The sequence below is a fragment of the Aeribacillus sp. FSL M8-0235 genome (assembly GCF_038000355.1).
GTDB classification, from domain to species: domain Bacteria; phylum Bacillota; class Bacilli; order Bacillales; family Aeribacillaceae; genus Aeribacillus; species Aeribacillus composti.
The window spans coordinates 815,325-835,393 of the sequence record NZ_JBBOBW010000001.1 but is presented as its reverse complement, the minus strand read 5'-3'; the positions used below and the strand labels follow the sequence as shown (position 1 = coordinate 835,393).

At 40.7% G+C, this 20,069-nt stretch carries 22 protein-coding genes and 1 tRNA gene; 1 reads left to right on the top strand and 22 read right to left on the bottom strand.

Annotated features, from left to right (window positions below; all coding sequences use genetic code 11):
• Window positions 1-242 precede the first annotated feature (242 nt).
• Window positions 243-318: transfer RNA gene (locus NSQ71_RS04085), tRNA-Arg, on the bottom strand.
• A gap of 265 nt (window positions 319-583) precedes the next feature.
• Here NSQ71_RS04085 and clpP point away from each other — a divergent pair.
• The gene (gene clpP / locus NSQ71_RS04080) at window positions 584-1,162 is read left to right on the top strand and encodes an ATP-dependent Clp endopeptidase proteolytic subunit ClpP (protein ID WP_063389160.1); all 579 of its coding nucleotides are present in this window, start codon (window positions 584-586) and stop codon (window positions 1,160-1,162) included.
• Between the two features lie 724 nt (window positions 1,163-1,886).
• Here clpP and NSQ71_RS04075 read toward each other — a convergent pair.
• The 21 genes from NSQ71_RS04075 to NSQ71_RS03975 all read right to left on the bottom strand — a co-directional run bounded on the left by NSQ71_RS04075 (window position 1,887) and on the right by NSQ71_RS03975 (window position 20,027).
• Window positions 1,887-2,144, bottom strand: a complete 258-nt coding sequence (locus NSQ71_RS04075) for an HPr family phosphocarrier protein (protein WP_063389161.1) — start codon at window positions 2,142-2,144, stop codon at window positions 1,887-1,889.
• A 24-nt stretch (window positions 2,145-2,168) separates the two neighbouring features.
• Window positions 2,169-3,119, bottom strand: a complete 951-nt coding sequence (whiA, locus tag NSQ71_RS04070) for a DNA-binding protein WhiA (RefSeq protein WP_063389162.1) — start codon at window positions 3,117-3,119, stop codon at window positions 2,169-2,171.
• Window positions 3,120-3,142: 23 nt separating this feature from the next.
• Complete coding sequence (locus NSQ71_RS04065; RefSeq protein WP_063389163.1) at window positions 3,143-4,099, bottom strand: gluconeogenesis factor YvcK family protein; 957 nt, start codon at window positions 4,097-4,099, stop codon at window positions 3,143-3,145.
• A 2-nt stretch (window positions 4,100-4,101) separates the two neighbouring features.
• Complete coding sequence (gene rapZ / locus NSQ71_RS04060) at window positions 4,102-4,986, bottom strand: RNase adapter RapZ (RefSeq protein WP_186439301.1); 885 nt, start codon at window positions 4,984-4,986, stop codon at window positions 4,102-4,104.
• Between the two features lie 207 nt (window positions 4,987-5,193).
• Entirely contained in the window at window positions 5,194-5,652 is a 459-nt protein-coding gene (locus NSQ71_RS04055) for an 8-oxo-dGTP diphosphatase (protein ID WP_063389164.1), read from the bottom strand.
• Between the two features lie 289 nt (window positions 5,653-5,941).
• A complete protein-coding gene (gene trxB / locus NSQ71_RS04050; protein WP_063389165.1) occupies window positions 5,942-6,889 on the bottom strand; it encodes a thioredoxin-disulfide reductase in 948 nt (315 codons plus the stop codon).
• A gap of 99 nt (window positions 6,890-6,988) precedes the next feature.
• On the bottom strand, window positions 6,989-8,419 hold the full coding sequence (locus tag NSQ71_RS04045) for a tetratricopeptide repeat protein (protein ID WP_144597319.1): 1,431 nt from the start codon (window positions 8,417-8,419) through the stop codon (window positions 6,989-6,991).
• Window positions 8,420-8,500: 81 nt separating this feature from the next.
• Entirely contained in the window at window positions 8,501-9,118 is a 618-nt protein-coding gene (hisIE, locus tag NSQ71_RS04040; protein ID WP_340733013.1) for a bifunctional phosphoribosyl-AMP cyclohydrolase/phosphoribosyl-ATP diphosphatase HisIE, read from the bottom strand.
• Complete coding sequence (gene hisF / locus NSQ71_RS04035; protein ID WP_063389168.1) at window positions 9,115-9,873, bottom strand: imidazole glycerol phosphate synthase subunit HisF; 759 nt, start codon at window positions 9,871-9,873, stop codon at window positions 9,115-9,117. The genes hisIE and hisF overlap by 4 nt, the downstream gene beginning before the upstream one ends.
• Window positions 9,870-10,607 (bottom strand): 1-(5-phosphoribosyl)-5-[(5-phosphoribosylamino)methylideneamino]imidazole-4-carboxamide isomerase, encoded by a 738-nt coding sequence (gene hisA, locus NSQ71_RS04030; RefSeq protein WP_340733010.1) that lies wholly within the window; start codon window positions 10,605-10,607, stop codon window positions 9,870-9,872. Before hisA ends, hisF begins: the two co-directional genes overlap by 4 nt.
• 4 nt (window positions 10,608-10,611) lie before the next feature.
• Window positions 10,612-11,223, bottom strand: coding sequence for an imidazole glycerol phosphate synthase subunit HisH (hisH, locus tag NSQ71_RS04025; RefSeq protein WP_066249067.1), 612 nt, complete (start codon window positions 11,221-11,223; stop codon window positions 10,612-10,614).
• 2 nt (window positions 11,224-11,225) lie between these two features.
• Window positions 11,226-11,813: an imidazoleglycerol-phosphate dehydratase HisB gene (gene hisB / locus NSQ71_RS04020; protein WP_063389171.1), complete on the bottom strand. Its 588-nt coding sequence runs from the start codon at window positions 11,811-11,813 to the stop codon at window positions 11,226-11,228.
• Window positions 11,806-13,101: a histidinol dehydrogenase gene (gene hisD, locus NSQ71_RS04015; RefSeq protein ID WP_327859219.1), complete on the bottom strand. Its 1,296-nt coding sequence runs from the start codon at window positions 13,099-13,101 to the stop codon at window positions 11,806-11,808. Before hisD ends, hisB begins: the two co-directional genes overlap by 8 nt.
• Window positions 13,098-13,736: an ATP phosphoribosyltransferase gene (hisG, locus tag NSQ71_RS04010; protein ID WP_063389289.1), complete on the bottom strand. Its 639-nt coding sequence runs from the start codon at window positions 13,734-13,736 to the stop codon at window positions 13,098-13,100. The genes hisD and hisG overlap by 4 nt, the downstream gene beginning before the upstream one ends.
• 5 nt (window positions 13,737-13,741) lie before the next feature.
• Window positions 13,742-14,914: an ATP phosphoribosyltransferase regulatory subunit gene (locus NSQ71_RS04005; RefSeq protein ID WP_186439299.1), complete on the bottom strand. Its 1,173-nt coding sequence runs from the start codon at window positions 14,912-14,914 to the stop codon at window positions 13,742-13,744.
• A 177-nt stretch (window positions 14,915-15,091) separates the two neighbouring features.
• Complete coding sequence (locus tag NSQ71_RS04000; protein ID WP_063389173.1) at window positions 15,092-15,598, bottom strand: acyltransferase; 507 nt, start codon at window positions 15,596-15,598, stop codon at window positions 15,092-15,094.
• 5 nt (window positions 15,599-15,603) lie between these two features.
• On the bottom strand, window positions 15,604-16,242 hold the full coding sequence (gene ppaX / locus NSQ71_RS03995) for a pyrophosphatase PpaX (RefSeq protein WP_063389174.1): 639 nt from the start codon (window positions 16,240-16,242) through the stop codon (window positions 15,604-15,606).
• A complete protein-coding gene (locus NSQ71_RS03990; RefSeq protein WP_094246438.1) occupies window positions 16,232-17,176 on the bottom strand; it encodes a nucleoside recognition domain-containing protein in 945 nt (314 codons plus the stop codon). The genes ppaX and NSQ71_RS03990 overlap by 11 nt, the downstream gene beginning before the upstream one ends.
• A gap of 26 nt (window positions 17,177-17,202) precedes the next feature.
• Entirely contained in the window at window positions 17,203-18,012 is an 810-nt protein-coding gene (gene lgt / locus NSQ71_RS03985; RefSeq protein WP_066249053.1) for a prolipoprotein diacylglyceryl transferase, read from the bottom strand.
• Window positions 18,013-18,037: 25 nt separating this feature from the next.
• Window positions 18,038-18,973, bottom strand: a complete 936-nt coding sequence (gene hprK / locus NSQ71_RS03980) for an HPr(Ser) kinase/phosphatase (RefSeq protein WP_066249051.1) — start codon at window positions 18,971-18,973, stop codon at window positions 18,038-18,040.
• 136 nt (window positions 18,974-19,109) lie between these two features.
• The gene (locus NSQ71_RS03975) at window positions 19,110-20,027 is read right to left on the bottom strand and encodes a metallophosphoesterase (RefSeq protein ID WP_311066900.1); all 918 of its coding nucleotides are present in this window, start codon (window positions 20,025-20,027) and stop codon (window positions 19,110-19,112) included.
• Window positions 20,028-20,069 lie beyond the last annotated feature (42 nt).

The following is a 20,069-nucleotide window of genomic DNA, read 5'->3' as shown; positions in this document are numbered from 1 at the left end:
CGTATTTTAATCCTTCTGCAACCGTCATATAACCGAGATTACATCTACAATCAGATGTCTTGAAACTACCTTTCTAGCCTTTTTCGCATAATAAAAACCTCCAAAATTTTTCATTTTGGAGGCACGCGGTCTCTTTGATTCAGTGGGACGGAAACCTTGCGAAAATACGTTGTCCGTTTTTCGGTAGTTCCCGTCCGTTGAACGACTTCTAAATCGCTCAAACCCTTGTTGCTCTAGGCTTACGCGCTCGGAGGGACTCGAACCCCCGACGGACGTGGTACCGGAAACCACCGCTCTATCCAACTGAGCTACGAGCGCATTTTTCAAATGTCACGAATTATATTATAATCGAACCGAACAGTATATGCAAGAATAAATTTTGCTTAAGTTATCCATCGTGTCAAAATTGTTTTGAAAAATTCATTTTTCATCGTTGTTTGAAAAATGAAAAATGAGGGTATGATGGTACATGTATTGATCTTATAAATAATTATATATAAAAGTTTTTTGTTTGACCTTTATTGACCTTTTATGTATGATGGAATAGAAATGACTTTAACTTTGATGTGAGGGAGGAAACATAATGAATTTAATACCGACTGTTATTGAACAGACAAACCGTGGTGAACGTGCTTACGATATTTATTCAAGATTGTTAAAAGACCGCATTATTATCCTTGGTACGCCAATTGATGATCATGTTGCAAACTCCATCGTTGCTCAGCTTCTTTTCTTGGCAGCGGAGGATCCTGAAAAAGATATTTCCCTTTACATTAACAGCCCGGGCGGATCAATTACTGCTGGCATGGCGATTTATGATACGATGCAATTTATTAAACCTGATGTATCCACGATGTGTATAGGAATGGCTGCTTCCATGGGAGCATTCTTATTGGCGGCAGGTGCAAAAGGAAAACGTTTTGCCCTTCCGAATAGTGAAGTAATGATCCATCAACCGTTAGGAGGCGCGCAAGGTCAGGCAACTGACATTGATATTGCAGCTAGACGAATTCTCTCTTTAAGAGATAAATTGAACAGAATTTTATCTGAAAACACTGGCCAGCCTCTTGAAGTAATTGAACGTGATACGGACCGCGACAATTTCATGTCAGCTGAACGTGCAAAAGAATATGGGTTGATTGACAAAGTTTTAACAAAATAAAAGCTGCCTCAAATAGGAAGACAATAAAAATTTAAACATATCAAGCAGACAGTATAAAAATAAACCGCTGCTTCATACCTTCACGCATTTGAATGAGGAGCAAATGTCAAGAATGATCTTGACAGCAGCTCCTCATTTAACTTTTTGGCAGGAATCGTCAGCTTTACGTTTTCGAAAGGCCGTTAACTACCGATATTGCTTTAATCTAAGCCCAAAATGCGGATCGAGCCGGATGAAGGATTAAATATGCTTTCGGAGAGCCTGTGTAAACCGTATTTTGCTGAAGTTTTTTCTGGACACCTGCTGGCAAAAACAAGTGTTATAATCGATTTTTTCATGTTATAAAAGGGCTAGAATCTCTCTTTATCCATTCAGCTGTAAGTCATTCGAACCATATCAAAGCACGTTTGTTTTTTCTTGAATGTTGATCGCAGATTTATGAAAAAATAGTATTTACACCAAATATATTGCTCGGATTCGCCCCGATCTTTCGCATGCTTTGAATCCAAAAGTTCCAGTTAAGAACCTTCACAAAGCTCTCTCCCAACAAAAGATTTATCACAACTTTTCTATTAACGCACCCGAAGCCATTTCGTCTTCATATCAGTTTTAGCAAAAATAAAGCCCTCTTGTGGCTGACAGCGGTTGTTTCCTGCTTTCTCCCACAAGAGAGGCAATATCCATCCATTGATGAATTTTGCGGCAATTTTTTTGTGTGTTCACATTAATTTTCGTTTTGAATGTAGTTGATAAGCGCTTCTAATGCTTCTTCCTCATCGTTTCCTTCTGCGATCAATGTGATCTCAGAGCCGCTGTTAATAGCTAAGCTCATCAACCCCATGATGCTTTTGGCGTTTACTTTCTTTCCGTCTTTTTCGATAAAAATGTCAGATGAAAATCTGTTGGCTTCCTGAACAAACAATGCAGCCGGTCGTGCCTGCAAACCGGTTTTTAACCGAACTTCCACTTTTTTCTCAACCATATTAATCCCTCTCTTCTTAAAAATTTATTTAAATGAAATCGTTTTGCCAGCCCGCAATTTTTCAGCGATTTCATCGATTTTTCTTAATCGGTGGTTGATTCCCGATTTGCTGATTTTCCCGCTGGACACCATTTCACCTAGTTCCTTCAATGTCACATCTTGATACATAACCCGTAATTCTGCAATTTCCCTCAGCTTTTCAGGTAAGGCGCTTAATCCGATCTTTTCATCAATGAATTTTATATTTTCTACCTGCCGTAAAGCAGCTCCAATGGTTTTATTTAAATTTGCTGTTTCGCAATTGACAAGGCGGTTCACTGAATTTCTCATATCACGAACGATTCGGACATCTTCAAAACGCAGTAGAGCTTGATGGGCACCGATCAATGTCAAAAATTCCCCAATTTTTTCAGCTTCCTTTAAGTAAGTAATATATCCTTTTTTCCGTTCCAGTGTTTTTGCATTTAAATAAAACGTATTCATCAAGCTGCATAGCGAATCGTTATGTTCCTTATATAACGACGAGATTTCCAAATGGTATGAAGAAGTTTCCGGGTTGTTGACGGATCCGCCCGCTAAAAACGCACCGCGCATATACGACCGCTTGCAGCACTTTTTTTTCACAAGGTCTAAAGAGATTTGATGGTTATACATAAAATCCTTGCCTAAAATTCGCAAATCCTCCAAAATCTCTTTTACTTGTTCATTCATTCTAACAATATAGACGTTATTCTTTTTTAATCGCATCTTTTTTCGTACAAGCAGCTTGATCGGAACGTCATATTTTTTTTTGATCAGCATGTAAATACGTCTTGCAATCGCTGCGTTTTCCGTCTGCACATCCAAAAGCAATTCCCGGTTGGAAAATGACACAGTTCCGTTCATTCGGATGAGCGCGGACAACTCTGCTTTTAAACAACATTGTTTTACTTCCAGTGTTGTCAATTCTTTTTTCGTCTCTGAAGCAAACGACATGTTTCCATTACCGCCCTTTCCGATTACGTTTCTTCCAGAAGCAAATTTTTTAAGATGTTCGCCACTTTATTCGTATCATGTCGAATAACATGTTGATCGAAGGAGACCATGTTGTCCTGCACTACTCGAAGTCCCATATCTTTTAGCGCCTCTGCATCGACTTGGACAGGAAAAGCTGATTCTTTCGCGTAGCGTTTTTGTATGTATTCGGGAATAGATCCGTTGTTCACGAGGATCACATCAATAAACGGACAGTTTAAATGATCATAAAGAGCCTTCACATGATCGCTCGCTGTATAGTTTAGCGTCTCCCCTGGCTGAGTCATGACATTGCATATATATATTTTTTTGGCCGAGGATTTGCAAACCTCCTCGCCAATTTTCGGAACGAGCAAATTCGGTAAAATGCTTGTATAAAGACTTCCAGGCCCTAAAATGATCATATGTGCCTGTCTGATGACATCGATCGTTTCTTGAAGAGGTTTTACATTTTTCGGGGTTAAAAACACCTTTTTAATTTTTTTTCCTGAAAAAGGGATTTTCGATTCCCCTTTCACAACAGATCCATCTTCCATCTCCGCGTTTAATACAACGCTCTGGTTCGCTGCAGGCAAAACAGTACCGCGAACATTTAATACTTTACTCATTTCCCGAATGGCGTGCATAAAGTCACCGGTGATATTGGTCATCGCTGCAAGTATTAAATTGCCGAGAGAATGGCCAGTCAAATCGTTCCCTTTTTTAAAACGATGCTGGAAAAGTTCCTCGATTAGCGGTTCCACATCGGAAAGAGCAGCTAACACGTTGCGAATGTCGCCCGGCGGGGGAATGTTCAGTTCATCACGAAGTCTACCGGAGCTGCCGCCATCATCTGCAACTGTTACAATGGCCGTGATATCAAAAGGGAGCAGCTTTAAGCCTCGAAGCAGAACAGATAATCCGGTTCCTCCTCCAATAATGACGATTTTCTTTTTATCCATAGTTATCGATAGTTTCTCCTTTCAATATCACGATGGGATACATGCACTTTGTAGTTTTTGCGGAAAAAATCCCCTAAATATTCAGCCAGAGTCACCGAGCGATGCTGTCCGCCAGTGCAACCGATTGCAATGACCACTTGACTTTTTCCTTCTCTTTGAAAATGAGGGATCATAAATGAGAGTAAATCTGTCAGCTTCTCTAAAAATTTAGATGTCTCTGTCCATTTTAAAACATATGATGAAACTTCTTCGTCAAGCCCCGTCTTAGGGCGCATATGATCAATATAATACGGGTTGGGCAAAAATCTCACGTCAAACACTAAGTCCGCGTCGATCGGCAAACCATATTTAAATCCAAATGATAAAACGTTCAACGTAAAGGTTTGATCGCCATTTTCTGCGAACTGTTTTAAAATTTTTTCTCTTAATTCTCTTGGCTTTAAGTTGGATGTATCATATACAATTTGCGCACGTCCCTTTAATTCCTCCAGCATTTCCCGTTCAAGGCGGATCCCCTCAAGCGGAAGACCTTTTGGAGCTAATGGATGGGTTCTTCTCGTCTCTTTATACCGGTTAACTAATACTTGATCATGTGCATCAAGAAACAAAATTTGCGGTGCGATCCACGGGATATCATTGATTTCTTCAATTGCCTGATGGAAAGATTCAAAAAATTCCCTTCCCCTCAAATCCATAACTACAGCTACTTTGTTCATTTTCGTTCTTGATTCTTTCATAAGCTCTAAAAACTTGGACAAAAGAGTAGGTGGAAGATTATCGACGCAAAAATATCCAAGATCTTCAAAGCTTTGAATCGCAACCGTCTTACCTGCCCCGGACATCCCCGTAATAATAACCATCTTAATATTTGAAGTTTCACTCATCATTCAAAGCCCCCCGTTTTTTCAAAAGAAAAATATTCAGTAACAGATGTTGAATAGGAAATATCGGGATTTATTTTTTTGATCTGATAGCTTTTTGATCAAGGATGAGAAGAGTCAAATCATAAATTTATTTAGCGGAAATTTTGAAACTGGCATGTATATCCTCTTCTCTGAACCTTGGCTTCGATTTTCTTGCAGCTGAAGTTTTCTTTATTGTGGATCGAGCCGATAAGACAAAAGCTCATAATCAGGTGTATAGATGAATGTTCCATACATGATTCCTGACCCTTTAATCATATATTCAATAATGTGGTAGTCGCCCGCAGCCATCGGCAACTGTTTAATTTCATCAATCGAGTGCCATTTCAGCTTTCCTTCCTCAGTTTCCAAAACATTTTCCCCGTTAAATTGTGTTGCGAAAAATGTAAACATCATCCATTCTTGAACAACCTTATCTCCATCTTTGACAATGATCGTGAAAATCCCTTTAATTTTTGGATTTATTAAATAAATTCCAGTTTCTTCTCTAAATTCTCTTACAACAGATTCTTTTATCGATTCCCCTTGCTCCATTTTCCCTCCAGGGGCTACCCACCAATTCCGGCGCGGTTTTTGAAGCAAGAGCAGCTGACCTTCATGAACAAGAACACAATTTGTAACCCTTTGCAAAGCAAGTTCACCCCTAGGTTGCGGTACATAAAAAATATTTATTCCTTTTATTATACAATTAAATGCTATAGTGTCTCAATGCGCATGCTTTCCTACTTTATCATACGTTTTTTCTCTTTTAAAGGTTTCAAAAGAAAAGGTGCAACAAAAAAAGGAGCATGGGAAGGGTTGCCCATGCTCAAAAGTATATATTATAAAAGGGGGTCAATTACTACTTTTATAGTAACTGAATTTTATTTCATTGATGTTACAGCACAATTAAATCATAGTTACGATTTTGTTAACAATTTTAGGCATTTTTTAATTTCTCTTTTAATTCTTCAATATAATGTTGAGCACTTTGGGCAGCAATGCTTCCGTCACCAGTTGCAGTTACAATTTGCCGCAAAGATTTTTCCCGAATATCTCCTGCCGCAAAGATGCCGGGAATTTTCGTTTCCATGTTTTCATTTGTTTCAATATATCCTGCTTCATTCGTAATTCCGAGATTTTCAAAAGGTTTGGACAGCGGCACCATGCCAATGTATACAAATACACCGTCTATCTCTTTTTCTGTTTCTTCATTTGTTATCGTATTTACGAGCGTGACTTTGCCAACCTTCCCGTCGACTTCATGAATTTCTTTTACTGTATGATTCCAAATAAAATCAATCTTTTCATTATCAAAGGCGCGCTGCTGCAATATTTTTTGGGCGCGCAATTGGTCGCGGCGATGAACGATTGTCACACTGTTCGCAAAGCGGGTTAAATAAACTCCTTCCTCGACAGCAGAGTCTCCGCCGCCGACAACAATCAAATCTTTTCCTTTAAAGAATGCTCCGTCGCATACAGCACAATAAGAGACGCCTCGTCCGCCCAATTCTTTTTCTCCAGGCACGCCGAGCTTTTTATATTCAGCCCCTGTAGCGATAATCACTGCTCTTGCTTTATATTCTTTGTTGCCTGTTTTGACGATTTTATATTCGCCTTCATCGACAATTTCCTTCACATCTCCATATTCGTATTCAGCACCAAATTTTTTAGCATGTTCAAACATTTTATTTGATAGCTCTGGCCCTAAAATATGATCAAATCCAGGATAGTTTTCAACATCTTCCGTATTGGCCATTTGTCCTCCAGGCACGCCTCTTTCTATCATTAAAGTAGAAAGGTTGGCGCGGGATGTGTAAACAGCAGCTGTCAATCCTGCAGGTCCTGCTCCGGCAATGATACAATCATAAATTTTTTCTTCAGACACGAGACTCACTCCTCATCATATGATCCAATAAATAATACAAAATTATTATTCCCTACAACATATCCTATATAAAATAAATGTCTCGTGCTATTTATTTGCTCACATTTTCAATTTTTTTGCGACGCGCACGTATTTAGACAGCGTAGCTTTGCTGATGTTAAAGTGATTGGCTGCGCCATCTTGTGTGATGTTTTTTCCTATCTGTTTCATCCATAAATAATAGACAGCTGCTGACCATGCGTTGACATTGCGAAATTTTATGTCGAACTTGAAGGCATTTTTGAAAAGCCGAAACCAAAATAAAACCAATTCTTTTCCTTCTGACGTTTTGTCCATTAAACTATCGGCCACATGGAAAGCGAAATGAACAGCATGAAAACCTGTCGGCCTTTTGCCATTTAAAACGCTTAAAGCATATTGAACAGCTTCTCTTTCAAGACGAGTTTCAAACTCCTGTTCATTTACTAAATACGCTCGTTCATCCATTTTCATTGCGAAATAGATAGAAAGCAGTCGCTCCGGGACTTGATTTTCCATTTCGTTTAGCCCTTTCATATTCCACGGTTCAGAGCCTTCCTTCCGCGGATTTAAATACAGAACCTTCTTCCATATTTTTTTAGCAAAGTCATAGTGTCCTATAAAATAAGAAGAGTATGCGAGCCAATAATAAAACGTGTCATCCCCCTCAAATCCTTTTCGATACAAGGCATGGAGCCTCTTGAATGCATGAGGGTAAAAGCCGATGAGTGCAAACGTCGCCCCCAGTTTATATTGGTGCTCTGAAACAAGCGGATAAACTCTTTTTAGTTTTTCAACTAGCATGCTTATGCTCGCTTCATCACCTTCATAATAAAAAAATACAAGCAAATTGCATAAAGCATGCAAATTCCCTGGATTTTTCCGGAGCACAAGGGAAATCATGTCCTTCGCTTTTTCCACTTCCCCAAGGTAAAAATAGGCAAGAGCCAAATTATTATAAGCGGACCAAAACTCTGGGTAATCAGCTATAATCTCTTTTAAAATGGAAATAGATTCTTGAAACTGTCCATTCTCAAGCAAAGAGCGCGCTTTTTCTTGCTTCACGATTAGATCATCCGAATGCTCAGCCTCTTCTTCCATTTCGATCATTTCAAGAAGATCGCTGTTTTCTACGGAAAATATGCCTTGCGGCGCCTTTTCCTTATATATCATTGCATGTTTATAAGCTTCGTGAAACAAGCCGAGATGAGCATAATTATTTGCAAGAAAATAATAGCATTCTACCGAATGAGGGTGAATATGTTCAATAATATATGTTAATAGTTCGTTTGATTTTTGAAACTTTCCTAATTCGGTATAAATGCTGGCCAGCCTGCAAATCATTTCTTCGTTATACGGATCCAGATCTACTGCCCGCTTGACGAATTTTGAAGCCGACTGCAAATCGCCTTTTTGATAAGCCTTTAATCCCCAGCGATAAAACGTTGCACTGTCTTGGAAAAACGAAACAATTTTTGAATCTTCGTCTTTTTTTACTTTACGGTTTCCCACTCAAACCCTCCATTTCACTTTATTTGCCGAGGGATAGTATACCATATCTTATAAATAGGAAAAACCTATTTTTACTCGCGATTATTTTTCATGTCTTTCTTTTAAAACTGTCAATACTTCATCGAGCGGAAGCTTTTGCTCGCGCAGCAGAACAAGCAAATGAAATAATAAATCCGCGGCTTCCCATTTCAACTCATCATGGCTGCGGTTTTTTGCTGCAATAATGACCTCTGAAGCTTCTTCTCCAACCTTTTTTAAAATTTTGTCCAAGCCTTTTTCAAACAAATAGGTAGTATAAGAATCTTCCGGACGCTCAGCTTCACGCTCAGCAATGACGGCCTCCAGCTTGTTAATAATATCAAAACGGCTACCGTCCACCTGGCCATCACTTTCTTTTGAAAAACAGCTGTATTGCCCTGTATGGCAGGCCGGACCATTCGGGATTACCAGCACGACAAGCGCGTCCTTGTCACAGTCATAGCGTATCTCTTGAACAGTTTGTGTATTGCCGGACGTTTCTCCTTTATGCCAAAGTTTTTGGCGAGAACGGCTGTAAAACCATGTTTCCTTCGTTTCCAACGTTTTTTTTAGCGACTCTTCGTTCATATAAGCTACTGTTAACACTTCTTTGCTAACAGCATCTTGAACAACCGCAGGAATAAGTCCATTTTCATCGAATTTGAGTTTTGCTATGTTCACCGTATATTCACCCCTTCTTTTTGCAAAAATCTTTTTACTTCTTTGACTGATGTTTCTTTGTAATGGAAAATGGAAGCTGCCAGCGCTGCATCCGCTCGGGCATCGCGAAAAACTTCAAGAAAATGCTCAGCATTACCGGCGCCGCCGGATGCAATGACTGGGACGGGAACTGCCTCGCTTACTTTTTTGGTTAAGTCAATGTCAAAGCCGGATTTTTCTCCGTCCTGATCCATGCTAGTCAGCAAAATCTCGCCAGCACCTCTTTTTACCGCTTCCTTTGCCCATGCCACGACTTCCCATTCGGTCGCTTTTCGTCCCCCGTGCGTATAGACGCGGTGGCTTCCGAGCTGCGGATCGTATTTTGCGTCAATCGCTACCACAATGCACTGGCTGCCAAAGTAATCAGCTCCCTCCATAATCAGCGAAGGGTTTAATACAGCAGAAGTGTTAATGGAAACTTTATCCGCACCAGCACGCAAAATTTTTTTCATATCTTCCAAAGAGTTGATTCCGCCTCCGACCGTAAAGGGAATGGCTAATGTTGCCGCTACTCGTTCGACAACATCAATCATCGTTTTTCTGCCTTCATGAGATGCGGAAATATCTAAGAAGACAAGCTCATCTGCTCCTTCTTCATCATAAAATTTCGCTAGCTCCACTGGATCGCCCGCATCTTTCAACTGGACAAATTGCACGCCTTTGACGACACGTCCGTCCTTAACATCTAGACAAGGAATGATGCGTTTCGTAATCATAGCCCATTCACCTCATGGATAGCATCGCGGAGGCTGAACTTTTTCGTATAAAGCGCTTTTCCGACAATAGCGCCTTTCACTCCATCCTGTTCATATTGCTTTAACTTTTTCAAATCATCAATGGAGCTTACCCCTCCGGAAGCGATGACTGTTTTTCCAGTTGCTTTTGCCATTTTCACAATCGCCTTGACATTTGGTCCCGAGAGCATTCCATCTGTCGCAATATCAGTAAAAATAAATGTTTCTGCACCGCTTTTCGCCAGTTCTTTTCCAAGATCAACCGCTTTAACTTCGGACGTATTCAGCCAGCCTTCTGTTGATACATAGCCATTTTTCGCATCGATACCGATTGCGATTCGGCCGCCGTATTCAGCCAGCATTTTTTCAACAAATGACCTGTTTGAAACGGCAGAACTGCCTAAAATAACCCTGGAAATACCGTTTTCCAAATATTCGTATACATCTTTTTCTGTGCGAATGCCGCCGCCAACTTGTACCTTTACTTTTAGCTCTTTTGCCACTTTCAAAACATGTTGATGGTTCACGCGGACTCCTTCTTTTGCCCCATCCAAATCTACCATATGAATCCAGTCAGCACCTTCCTTTACAAACGACTCGGCGACAGCAAACGGTGAATCTCCGTAAACCGTTTCTTTATTGTAATCGCCTTGAAGCAGCCGGACACATTTCCCTCCGCGCAAATCAATGGCGGGAAAAATAGTAAAACTCATCATTAGCTCACATCCTTGATACAAAAGTTAAATAGTTTTTCAAGATGGCTAGTCCCAGCTTGCCGCTTTTTTCCGGATGAAACTGGCAGCCGAATACATTTCCACTTCCTACAATAGCCGGAACCGTCACACCGTATGAAGCGCTGGCGACCACAACGTCCGGATCGTTTACGACCGCATAATAAGAATGAACAAAGTATACGTAATCTTCTTGAAGACCAGTTATGAGAGGATGATCTCGTTGAAAAGTCAGCTTATTCCATCCCATATGCGGGACTTTTACATTTTCTCCTGGAATTCTTTTTACTTGGCCGTTTAAAAAGCCGAGTCCTTCAGTCCAGCCGTGTTCTTCGCTTTCGTTGAACAAAAGCTGCATGCCAAGACAAATACCTAATAAAGCCTTTCCCTTTTGCACTTCGTCCTTCAAAAATTTATCTGTTTTTGTTTCCGTTAAAATAGCCATCGCGTCTTTGAATGCGCCTACTCCTGGCAGTATATAAGCTGTTGCCTTTTCAAGCTCGTTTAAATCACTTGATACAAAATATTCCGCATTCATGCGTTCCAAGGCTTTCGAGACGCTGTATAAATTCCCCATGCCATAGTCGATCACGCCAATCATTTTTACAACATCCCCTTCGTTGATGGAACCCCTTTGACTCTGGGGTCGATCATAGTCGCTTCATCAAGAGCTCTCCCCAACGCTTTAAATACAGCTTCAATCATATGATGGGTATTCATTCCATAGTGAATGATTACATGCAGGTTCATCCGGGCTTCAAGCGCCAGCTTCCATAAAAATTCATGAACAAGCTCCGTATCAAATGTTCCTACTTTCCCCTTCGGCAATTCTCCACGCATTTCAAAATGCGGTCGGTTGCTTAAATCAATAACAACCTGCGCTAAAGAGTCATCCATTGGGACAAAGGCATGACCGTACCGTTTAATTCCTTTTTTATCGCCTAGTGCTTGTTGAATCGCCTGTCCCAAACAAATGCCAATATCCTCTGTCGTATGGTGATCATCAATGTCAATGTCGCCTTCTGCCTCAATCTTTAAATCAAAATGGCCATGCCTTGTGAACAGATCAAGCATATGAGTTAAAAAAGGAACTCCAGTTTTTAGATCTGCACGGCCTTCACCATCTATTGAAAATGACAGCTGAATATTCGTTTCGTTCGTTTTTCGAGATATTGTGGCGGTTCTATTCATTTCGATCACTTCCTCTTTTTTCTAGTCGAGCTTCAATTGCTCTTGCATGCGCCTCTAATCCTTCATATCTTGCAAACTTTGCAATTTTTGAAGCATGTGCACGGAATGCTTCTTCACTGTATGAAATGATGCTTGACTTTTTCATAAAGTCATCCACGTTAAGCGGGCTGGAAAAACGCGCTGTTCCGTTTGTCGGCAAAACGTGATTGGGACCTGCGAAATAATCGCCTACAGGTTCACTGCTATATCTCCCTAAAAAGATGGCTCCTGCATGTTTAATTTTTGGCAGAACACCCGTCGGGTTTTCCGTTAATACCTCCAAATGCTCAGGTGCCAGTTGGTTGACTATCCCAACCGCTTCCTCGATTGAATCCGTTACATAAATAGCACCGAACTGTTCGATCGAAGCAGCGGCGATATCTTCTCGCGGCAAATCGGCCAATTGTGCCGCAACTTCCTTTTGAACTTCCTTTGCTAATTTTATAGAAGGTGTAACAAGAATGCTGGTTGCCAGCCTGTCATGCTCTGCTTGCGACAATAAATCGGCCGCAACTTCATGCGGAACAGCCGTATCATCAGCTAAGACGACAATTTCACTTGGCCCGGCGATCATATCGATATCAACTGTTCCAAACACCTCCCGCTTTGCAAGAGCGACGAATATATTGCCAGGACCGACAATTTTGTCGACCGGTTCGATTGTTTCTGTACCGTAAGCTAGAGCGGCAATTGCTTGGGCGCCGCCAGCTTTATATATTTCCGATACCCCAGCTTCATTGGCTGCCACCAGCACTTCCGCCGGCAGGCTCCCATTTTGATCTGGAGGAGAAACGAGCACGATTCTGCCTACACCAGCCACTTTAGCCGGCATGATATTCATTAAAACAGAAGAAGGATAGGCAGCTGTGCCCCCGGGAACATAAACGCCGACAGCATCTAGTGGCGTTAATTTCTGACCGAGCATTGTTCCTTTTTCATCGAAATAAAACCATGATTCTTTCTTTTGTTTTTCATGAAAATGAAAGATATTTTCTGCTGCTTCTTGAACAATGTCAATGAATTCTTTATCTACCGCTTCGTACGCTCGACTAATTTCTTCTTTTGATACGCGCAAAGATTGAAGATCTACCCCATCAAAACGTTTCGTATATTCGTATAGCGCCTGATCGCCTTCCTTTTTGACTCGTTCAATAATTTCCTTCACAATTTTACGCTGCTCCTCTGTTCCAGCGTCAATCGATCTTTTCAAGGAAAGCTTTTGATCCTTAGTGATGTGAATAATTTTCAATCCGAATCCTCCTTTCCTTCTTCCACTGTTTTGGCAAGCCGCTCCACAAGCATGTCGATCGGCTTGTCCTTCATCCGATAGCTGACGGGATTGACAATGAGTCTTGAAGTGATATCAGCAATATGTTCAAATTCTACTAATCCGTTTTCTTTTAACGTTCTTCCCGTCGAAACAATATCGACAATTCTGTCAGCCAGTCCAATCAATGGCGCCAGCTCGATCGATCCATTCAAATGAATGATTTCGACCTGCTCCCCTTGCTCTCGAAAATATTTAGAAGCCACATTTGGATATTTTGTCGCCACCTTTGGAGCGATGTCATTCATTTTCGTATCAGGCAGTCCGGCGACAGCCAGATGACATTTGCTAATTTTCAAATCAAGCACTTCAAAAACATCCCGCTCTTCTTCCATCATGACATCCTTTCCGGCGATCCCAACATCTGCAACACCATGCTCTACATATGTTCCGACATCCATCGGCTTCGCTAAAATAAAGCGAATATTTTCTTCCGGCACGGTCAAAATTAGTTTTCTTGATTCATCAAATTCGTCTGGAAGCTTGTAGCCTGATTTTCTTAATAGTTCGACAGCTTCTGAAAAAATTCGCCCTTTCGGCATCGCAATCGTTAACATGCTCATCACTCTCTCACCTTTCCTGATTTTCCGAGGAAATAATAAATATCTGTAAATTGACCTGTAAACCTGTCGATTTGATCGATACCGGAAATATCTTGCATGACAACCTGTTTTCCTTCTTTTCGTAGCTTATTGGCATATCGAAAAGCTTCTTGCCGATTCTCTCTGCTGAATATGATGCAATAGCGATCTTTGTTCAAATTTAAATTCCCCAGAGCTTCCAGCAAATTATCTAACCGTATGCCAAAGCCTGTCGCCGGGGCAGGACGTTCAAATTTTTCTAAAAGATGGTCATAGCGCCCGCCGTTTCCGATCGGAAGTCCAACACCGTTCGCATATAATTCAAAAATCACGCTTGTGTAATAACTCATGTGGCTGACGATATTCAGTTCCAATTTGATATATTGATCCACTTCATAAGCTCTTAATTGGATAAGGAGCTGTTTTAAATCTTCCAGCGCTTTCTTCCCGCTGTCACAAGCAACAAGGCTTGAAGCTTCATCTGCCTTCTCAATTCCTCCTTTTAAATCAATGACTCTTAAAAGGCGTTCTTTGTCAATGGTAGAGAGAGATAATCTTTTCACATGCTCGCGGTATCCGACAAAGTTCTTTTCATATAAATAGCGGCGCAGCTTCTCCGCCCGTTCTTCCTTCCCTAAAATTTCACCAAACAAAGCATTGATAAATCCGATATGCCCAATGGAAATTTTAAAATCTTTAAGGCCAGTATTTTTTAAGGCATATATCATTAGAGCGATCGCTTCCGCATCAGCGCTAATCGTTCCATCGCCAATCAGCTCAATGCCAATTTGTTCAAATTCTGCCGGTCTGCCGCCTTCATGCTGCTGTGCACGAAACACATTTGCAGAATAAGCGAGCCTTAACGGCAAGCTTTCTTTCATCAGCTTGGAGGCCGCAATTCGTGCAATGGGAGCTGTCATATCTGGTCTTAAAACGAGCGTATGCCCCTGCCTGTCAAGAAGTTTAAATAATTGCTGCTCTTGTATCGCCGACTGAACTCCTACCGTTTCATAAAATTCCAACGTTGGAGTCTCCAAAAATTGATAACCCCAGCTTTCAATCACATTCATCATTTTTTTACGAACGCTTTCTTTTATGACATATAAGCCCGGCAATGTATCCCGCATTCCCAAGGGCTTTTCAAACATAAACACTCACTGACACCTCCATGGCGCATTCACTTTAATCCGCTAATATGTTACCATACTACCAAAATAAAGATTTATAATCAATAAGTTTTTGATGTAAACTTCTTTCACAAAGCGCCTTTATTTCACTTTCGCTCAATCCTGCTTAATCTAAAAGCGGTAAGCGACAAAAATTGATGACGCTTACCGCTTTCTTTTTTCCATTTCTTCTTTTGTATAGATGATTTGCATTGGATTTCCTCCTGCAAAAGAGCCTTCCGGAACATCTTTATGAACTACAGTGCCGGCAGAAACGATAGCTCGATTTCCAATTTTCACACCAGGCAAAATAGTCGTGTTTGCTCCGATCATGACTTCATCTCCAATTTCCACTTCGCCGATGCGATATTCATCGATTAAATATTCATGTGCTAAAATCGTCGTGTTGTATCCGATAATAGAATTGCGCCCAACTTTAATTTTTTCCGGGAACAAAATATCCACCATAACCATAAATGCAAACGATGTTTGCTGTCCGATTTTCATGCCAAGAAATGTGCGGTAAAGCCAGTTTTTGATAGGCATAAATGGAGTGTAGCGCGCGATAAGAATCACGATGACATTTTTGACAACTTTCCAAAAAGAAACCGTCTTGTACACCTGCCAAAGGGAGTTTGCTCCTTCAACAGGAAATTTATCCGTTCTTCTCACAATCTTCACTCCATCACAATGTTCAATAAATCACTCATTTTGTCCAGCACAAAATCTGGCTTTAACGATTCTATATACTCTCTCCCTTTTATGCTCCAAGCAACTCCTGCCGTTAATGTTCCTGCATTTTTTCCCGCCTCTATATCATGAAGGTTATCTCCCACCATTAATGCATTAGACGGCTCGGAACCGAGCAATTTAAGAGCGGACAAGACCGGCTCAGGATGAGGCTTCGCATGCTGTACATCATCCAGTGTGATAATTGCGTCAAAAAATGAATCCATTTCCGTTAATTTCAGCCCCATCATAACAGTGTCGCGAATTTTCGTTGTCACAATGCCCAGTTTCAATCCCTTTTCTTTTAAAGCTCGAACCGTTTCGTGCACATGATCATATTCCTTCACAAGCAGATCATGCTGGGCATGATTAAACTCCCGATATCTTCGGACCATTTCCTCCGCTTTTTCAGGGTTAATACGTTGAAATGTGTCAATAAGCGGAGGCCCGATGAAAGGAAGTATATCTTCCCGTTGATATTTGCCCGGATAATAATAGTTCAGCGTATGTAAAAACGATTCAATAATTAATTCATTTGTGTTTATTAACGTGCCGTCCAAGTCAAACAATACGGTGTCAATGTTCATAAACCGTTCCCCTTTTCCCGATATGTGCTTGTTTTTTCCAGACAAAACCGATAATCATCGTTAAAAGAATGGCTGCGAACAGCCGGATGAGTAAAAGCGGCCAAACTGAACCGACGATCGGAACAAAAATCAATGTGTCTTCTATCACAGCATGGCAGGCAACGAGGAATATAAACGCCAACGTTAAATCGCGATGCTCCACTCCATCTTCTTTTACTGCTTGCAGCATCACGCCAGCCCCGTAGGCAAGCCCGAAAATTAATCCTGCCGCAAGCGTTGTTGAAGTGTTCCTCTTCATTCCCAGCATTTCAGTTACCGGCTCCATCTTTTTTGAGAAAGCGTCGACCCAGCCTAAATCTTTCATAAATTGAATGGCAATCATTAGCGGGATGACGATGGCCGCAAGCTGAATGACTCCCATTGCCGCTTTTTCAAGCCCTTCAAGTAAAATCATTCCCCAGTCTGAAGGCACGGCATCTTGTTGAGATATAAATCCGTATTGAGCTTTTTCTCCACCGCCGTCCCAAAAAAGATTGATGATAAAAGCCGAAAAAAATGCCAGTCCGAGCCGGACGGACAAGATGATCCACAGTTTCACACCGACTTTGCTTGCTACAGTCGTTTCGATTAATAAGTTGTGGGAAAATGACAGCATGACTGCCAAAATAAAAACTTCTTTTACCGTAAAATCAATGGACAAAATGGCTCCAATCGCCGCATACAAGTTAAGAAAATTCCCAATCACAAGGGGGATAGCAGCATCTCCATTTAACCCGATCACCTTCATGACCGGCGTTATAAAATGAACCATCCAATCAATCAAAGGAGTATGTTGTAAAAATGAAACAATCAACGTTACAGGGAAAATGACTTTACCGAGAGTCCACGTTGTTTCCAATCCTGTTTGTAATCCTTTTTTCAATGTTTGTTTCAAACTTTCACCTTCATTCCAGCAATTTATCAATATTCATCTAAATATCTTTCTACTTTTTTTAGTCTCCGGTAAATTATAAGAGCAATTGCACTAAGAATAAGTAAAATCGAAATGACCTGTGCCATTTTTACCGTTTCCGTCAGCATCAAACTATCAGTTCTCATGACTTCGATAAAAAATCGCCCGATCGAATACCAAATAACATATGATAAAAACAGCTCTCCACGCCGCAAATTAAACCTTCTTAGCAAAATTAAAATGATGAACCCAGCGAGATTCCAAATGGATTCATATAAAAAAGTCGGGTGATAATATTGTCCATTTATATACATTTGATTAATGATAAATTCAGGCAAGTGGAGATTTTCCAAAAATTCTCTTGAAACAGGTCCTCCATGAGCTTCCTGGTTAATAAAATTCCCCCATCTGCCGATCGCCTGCCCTAAAATAATACTCGGTGCAGCTATATCAGCCAGTTGCCAGAAAGATAGTTTTTTTACTTTTGCATACACAATCCCGGTTGCCACAGCACCGATTAACCCGCCGTGAATGGCAAGGCCACCATGCCAAATTTTAGGGATTTCCGAAAGATTTTCAGAATAATATTCCCATTGAAAAATGACATAATAAGTTCTGGCACATATAATCGCAATAGGAATAGCAAATAATGCAAGATCGACAAATATATCTTTATGAAGACCTCTTCTCTCCCCTTCACGCATCGCCAAATATAGGCCGAGCAATGCGCCGATTCCTATAATGATCCCGTACCAATGAACTTGTAATGGCCCTAGCTGAAATGCGATTGGATCAATGGGCTGAATTGCCTCTTTCATTCTCTCATCTCTCCTATTTCATCAATTAAAAATCATCGTGATCTCCATCTTCGATAACATCCGCCAATTTATTTGTAAATTGTTCCGCCGCATTGAATCCCATTCTTTTTAACCGGAAATTCATTGCCGCAACTTCAATAATAACAGCCAAGTTTCTTCCAGGACGTACAGGAATTGTTAATTTTGTCAGTTCTGCATCCAAAATTTTCATTTTCTCTTCATCGAGTCCTAAACGGTCGTATTGTTTGTTCGGATCCCATAATTCCAAATCGATGACAAGGGAAATTCGCTTATGACTGCGGACGGCTCCTGCACCAAACAATGTCATCACATCAATGATTCCAAGACCGCGGATCTCTAAAAGATGGCGGATCAATTCCGGCGCACTGCCGACTAATGTATCCCGATCCTCCTGACGAATTTCAACACAATCATCTGCAATTAAGCGATGCCCTCTTTTCACCAGTTCAAGAGCAGTTTCACTTTTGCCTACCCCGCTTTTTCCTGTAATTAAAACACCCACCCCGTAAATATCAACAAGCACTCCATGTACAGCTGTCGTTGGAGCAAGCTTGCTTTCCAAAAAATTGGTTAAGCGGCTTGACAAGCGGGTCGTTTTCAATGGTGAGCGCAGCACTGGAACATTTGATTTTTCAGATGCCTCAATTAATTCCGGCGGAGCCTCCATCTCTCTTGACACAATGATTGCCGGTGTTACATCTGTACATAGCTGTTCCATCCGGCTTTTCTTTTCTTCAGGCGTCAATTTTGCAAAAAACGTAAGCTCCGTTCTTCCCAGCAGCTGTATACGCTCTTTTGGATAATATGTAAAATAACCAGCCATTTCAAGACCAGGTCTGGAAAGATCACTTGTAATAATGGGCCGGCTGATTCCCTCTTCTCCGCTGATCAATTCAAGTTGGAATTTTTCGATAATATCTTTTGTACGTACTTTCGACACGAAGTCTTTCCTCCTTAGACTTAAAAAACTTTTTTCATCTTTTTATTGTAGCACTTTTCTTTTTGGCAACAAACATCTTTCAAGGACATTCATTGCTTAAAAGCAGAGACAAGGGCATCGGAGCGAAAGATAAAGGCTATTCAATCCAAAACTCTTCTTTTTTAGGAGAGAAAAAAAAATGCTTGTTGGAATAAGGTGAATATGCACGGACATAAAATTTGGAGCGACTCGGAAAATAATGGAGCAAGCGTAAAAAGCCTTCTCCTCCTTCAGGAGCCCCCTGATAATCCGCCAATAATTCATAAACAATCCGATCAGGAGTCCCATCATGATCATCATCAATTTTTGTTTTTAATAACTCACTGTCATCATAATGGCCGCTCAAAACGATTTTTACATTCGGATTCTTTTTGACGATATTGCGAAATATACGATTTCCAACAAGCGTTCGTTTTCCATTTTTATGCAAATATTTATGGACAGCTATGATTGCTGTTCGGTCTGAATGACGTTTTAAGACTTCGTTCATCCAGCTGATGCTGTCTTTGTCAACATGCCAGCCGATATACAAAAAAAGAAAATGTTGATGTCCGAGCGTAATTAAATCGTAATGCCCTCGATTATTCCGATATCCCCCACCATAATAAGGCTTCGTGAAAAATCGATCTTTTCCAAAATATTGATGAAACATTTTATATGATTTTCCTTTTACTAAATCGTGATTGCCCGCAAGCACTCCATAAGGAATAGACACCTGTTCCAGTTTTCGGAACATGCGGTCTGCTTGAACCCACTGCTGTTTCTTTTCCGCACGGTTGACAATATCACCGGTATGAACAACATATTGTATATTCCAATTATCGCGATTTTGCACAATCCAGTCCATTTGATTACGAAAAATATGAGGGTATTTTTCCGAATAGTATTGAGTGTCTGAAAGCCATACGATCGTGTAGACGTTTGAATCATTTGGTGAAGCTGCAAGCTCAAAGCTAGGAAATGCGGGAGATAAAATCATGAAAACAAAAATAATAAGAGGAAAGATTTTTTTCATTTATATCACCTATTCGTATCATTCCCGAAACGATAGGAGATA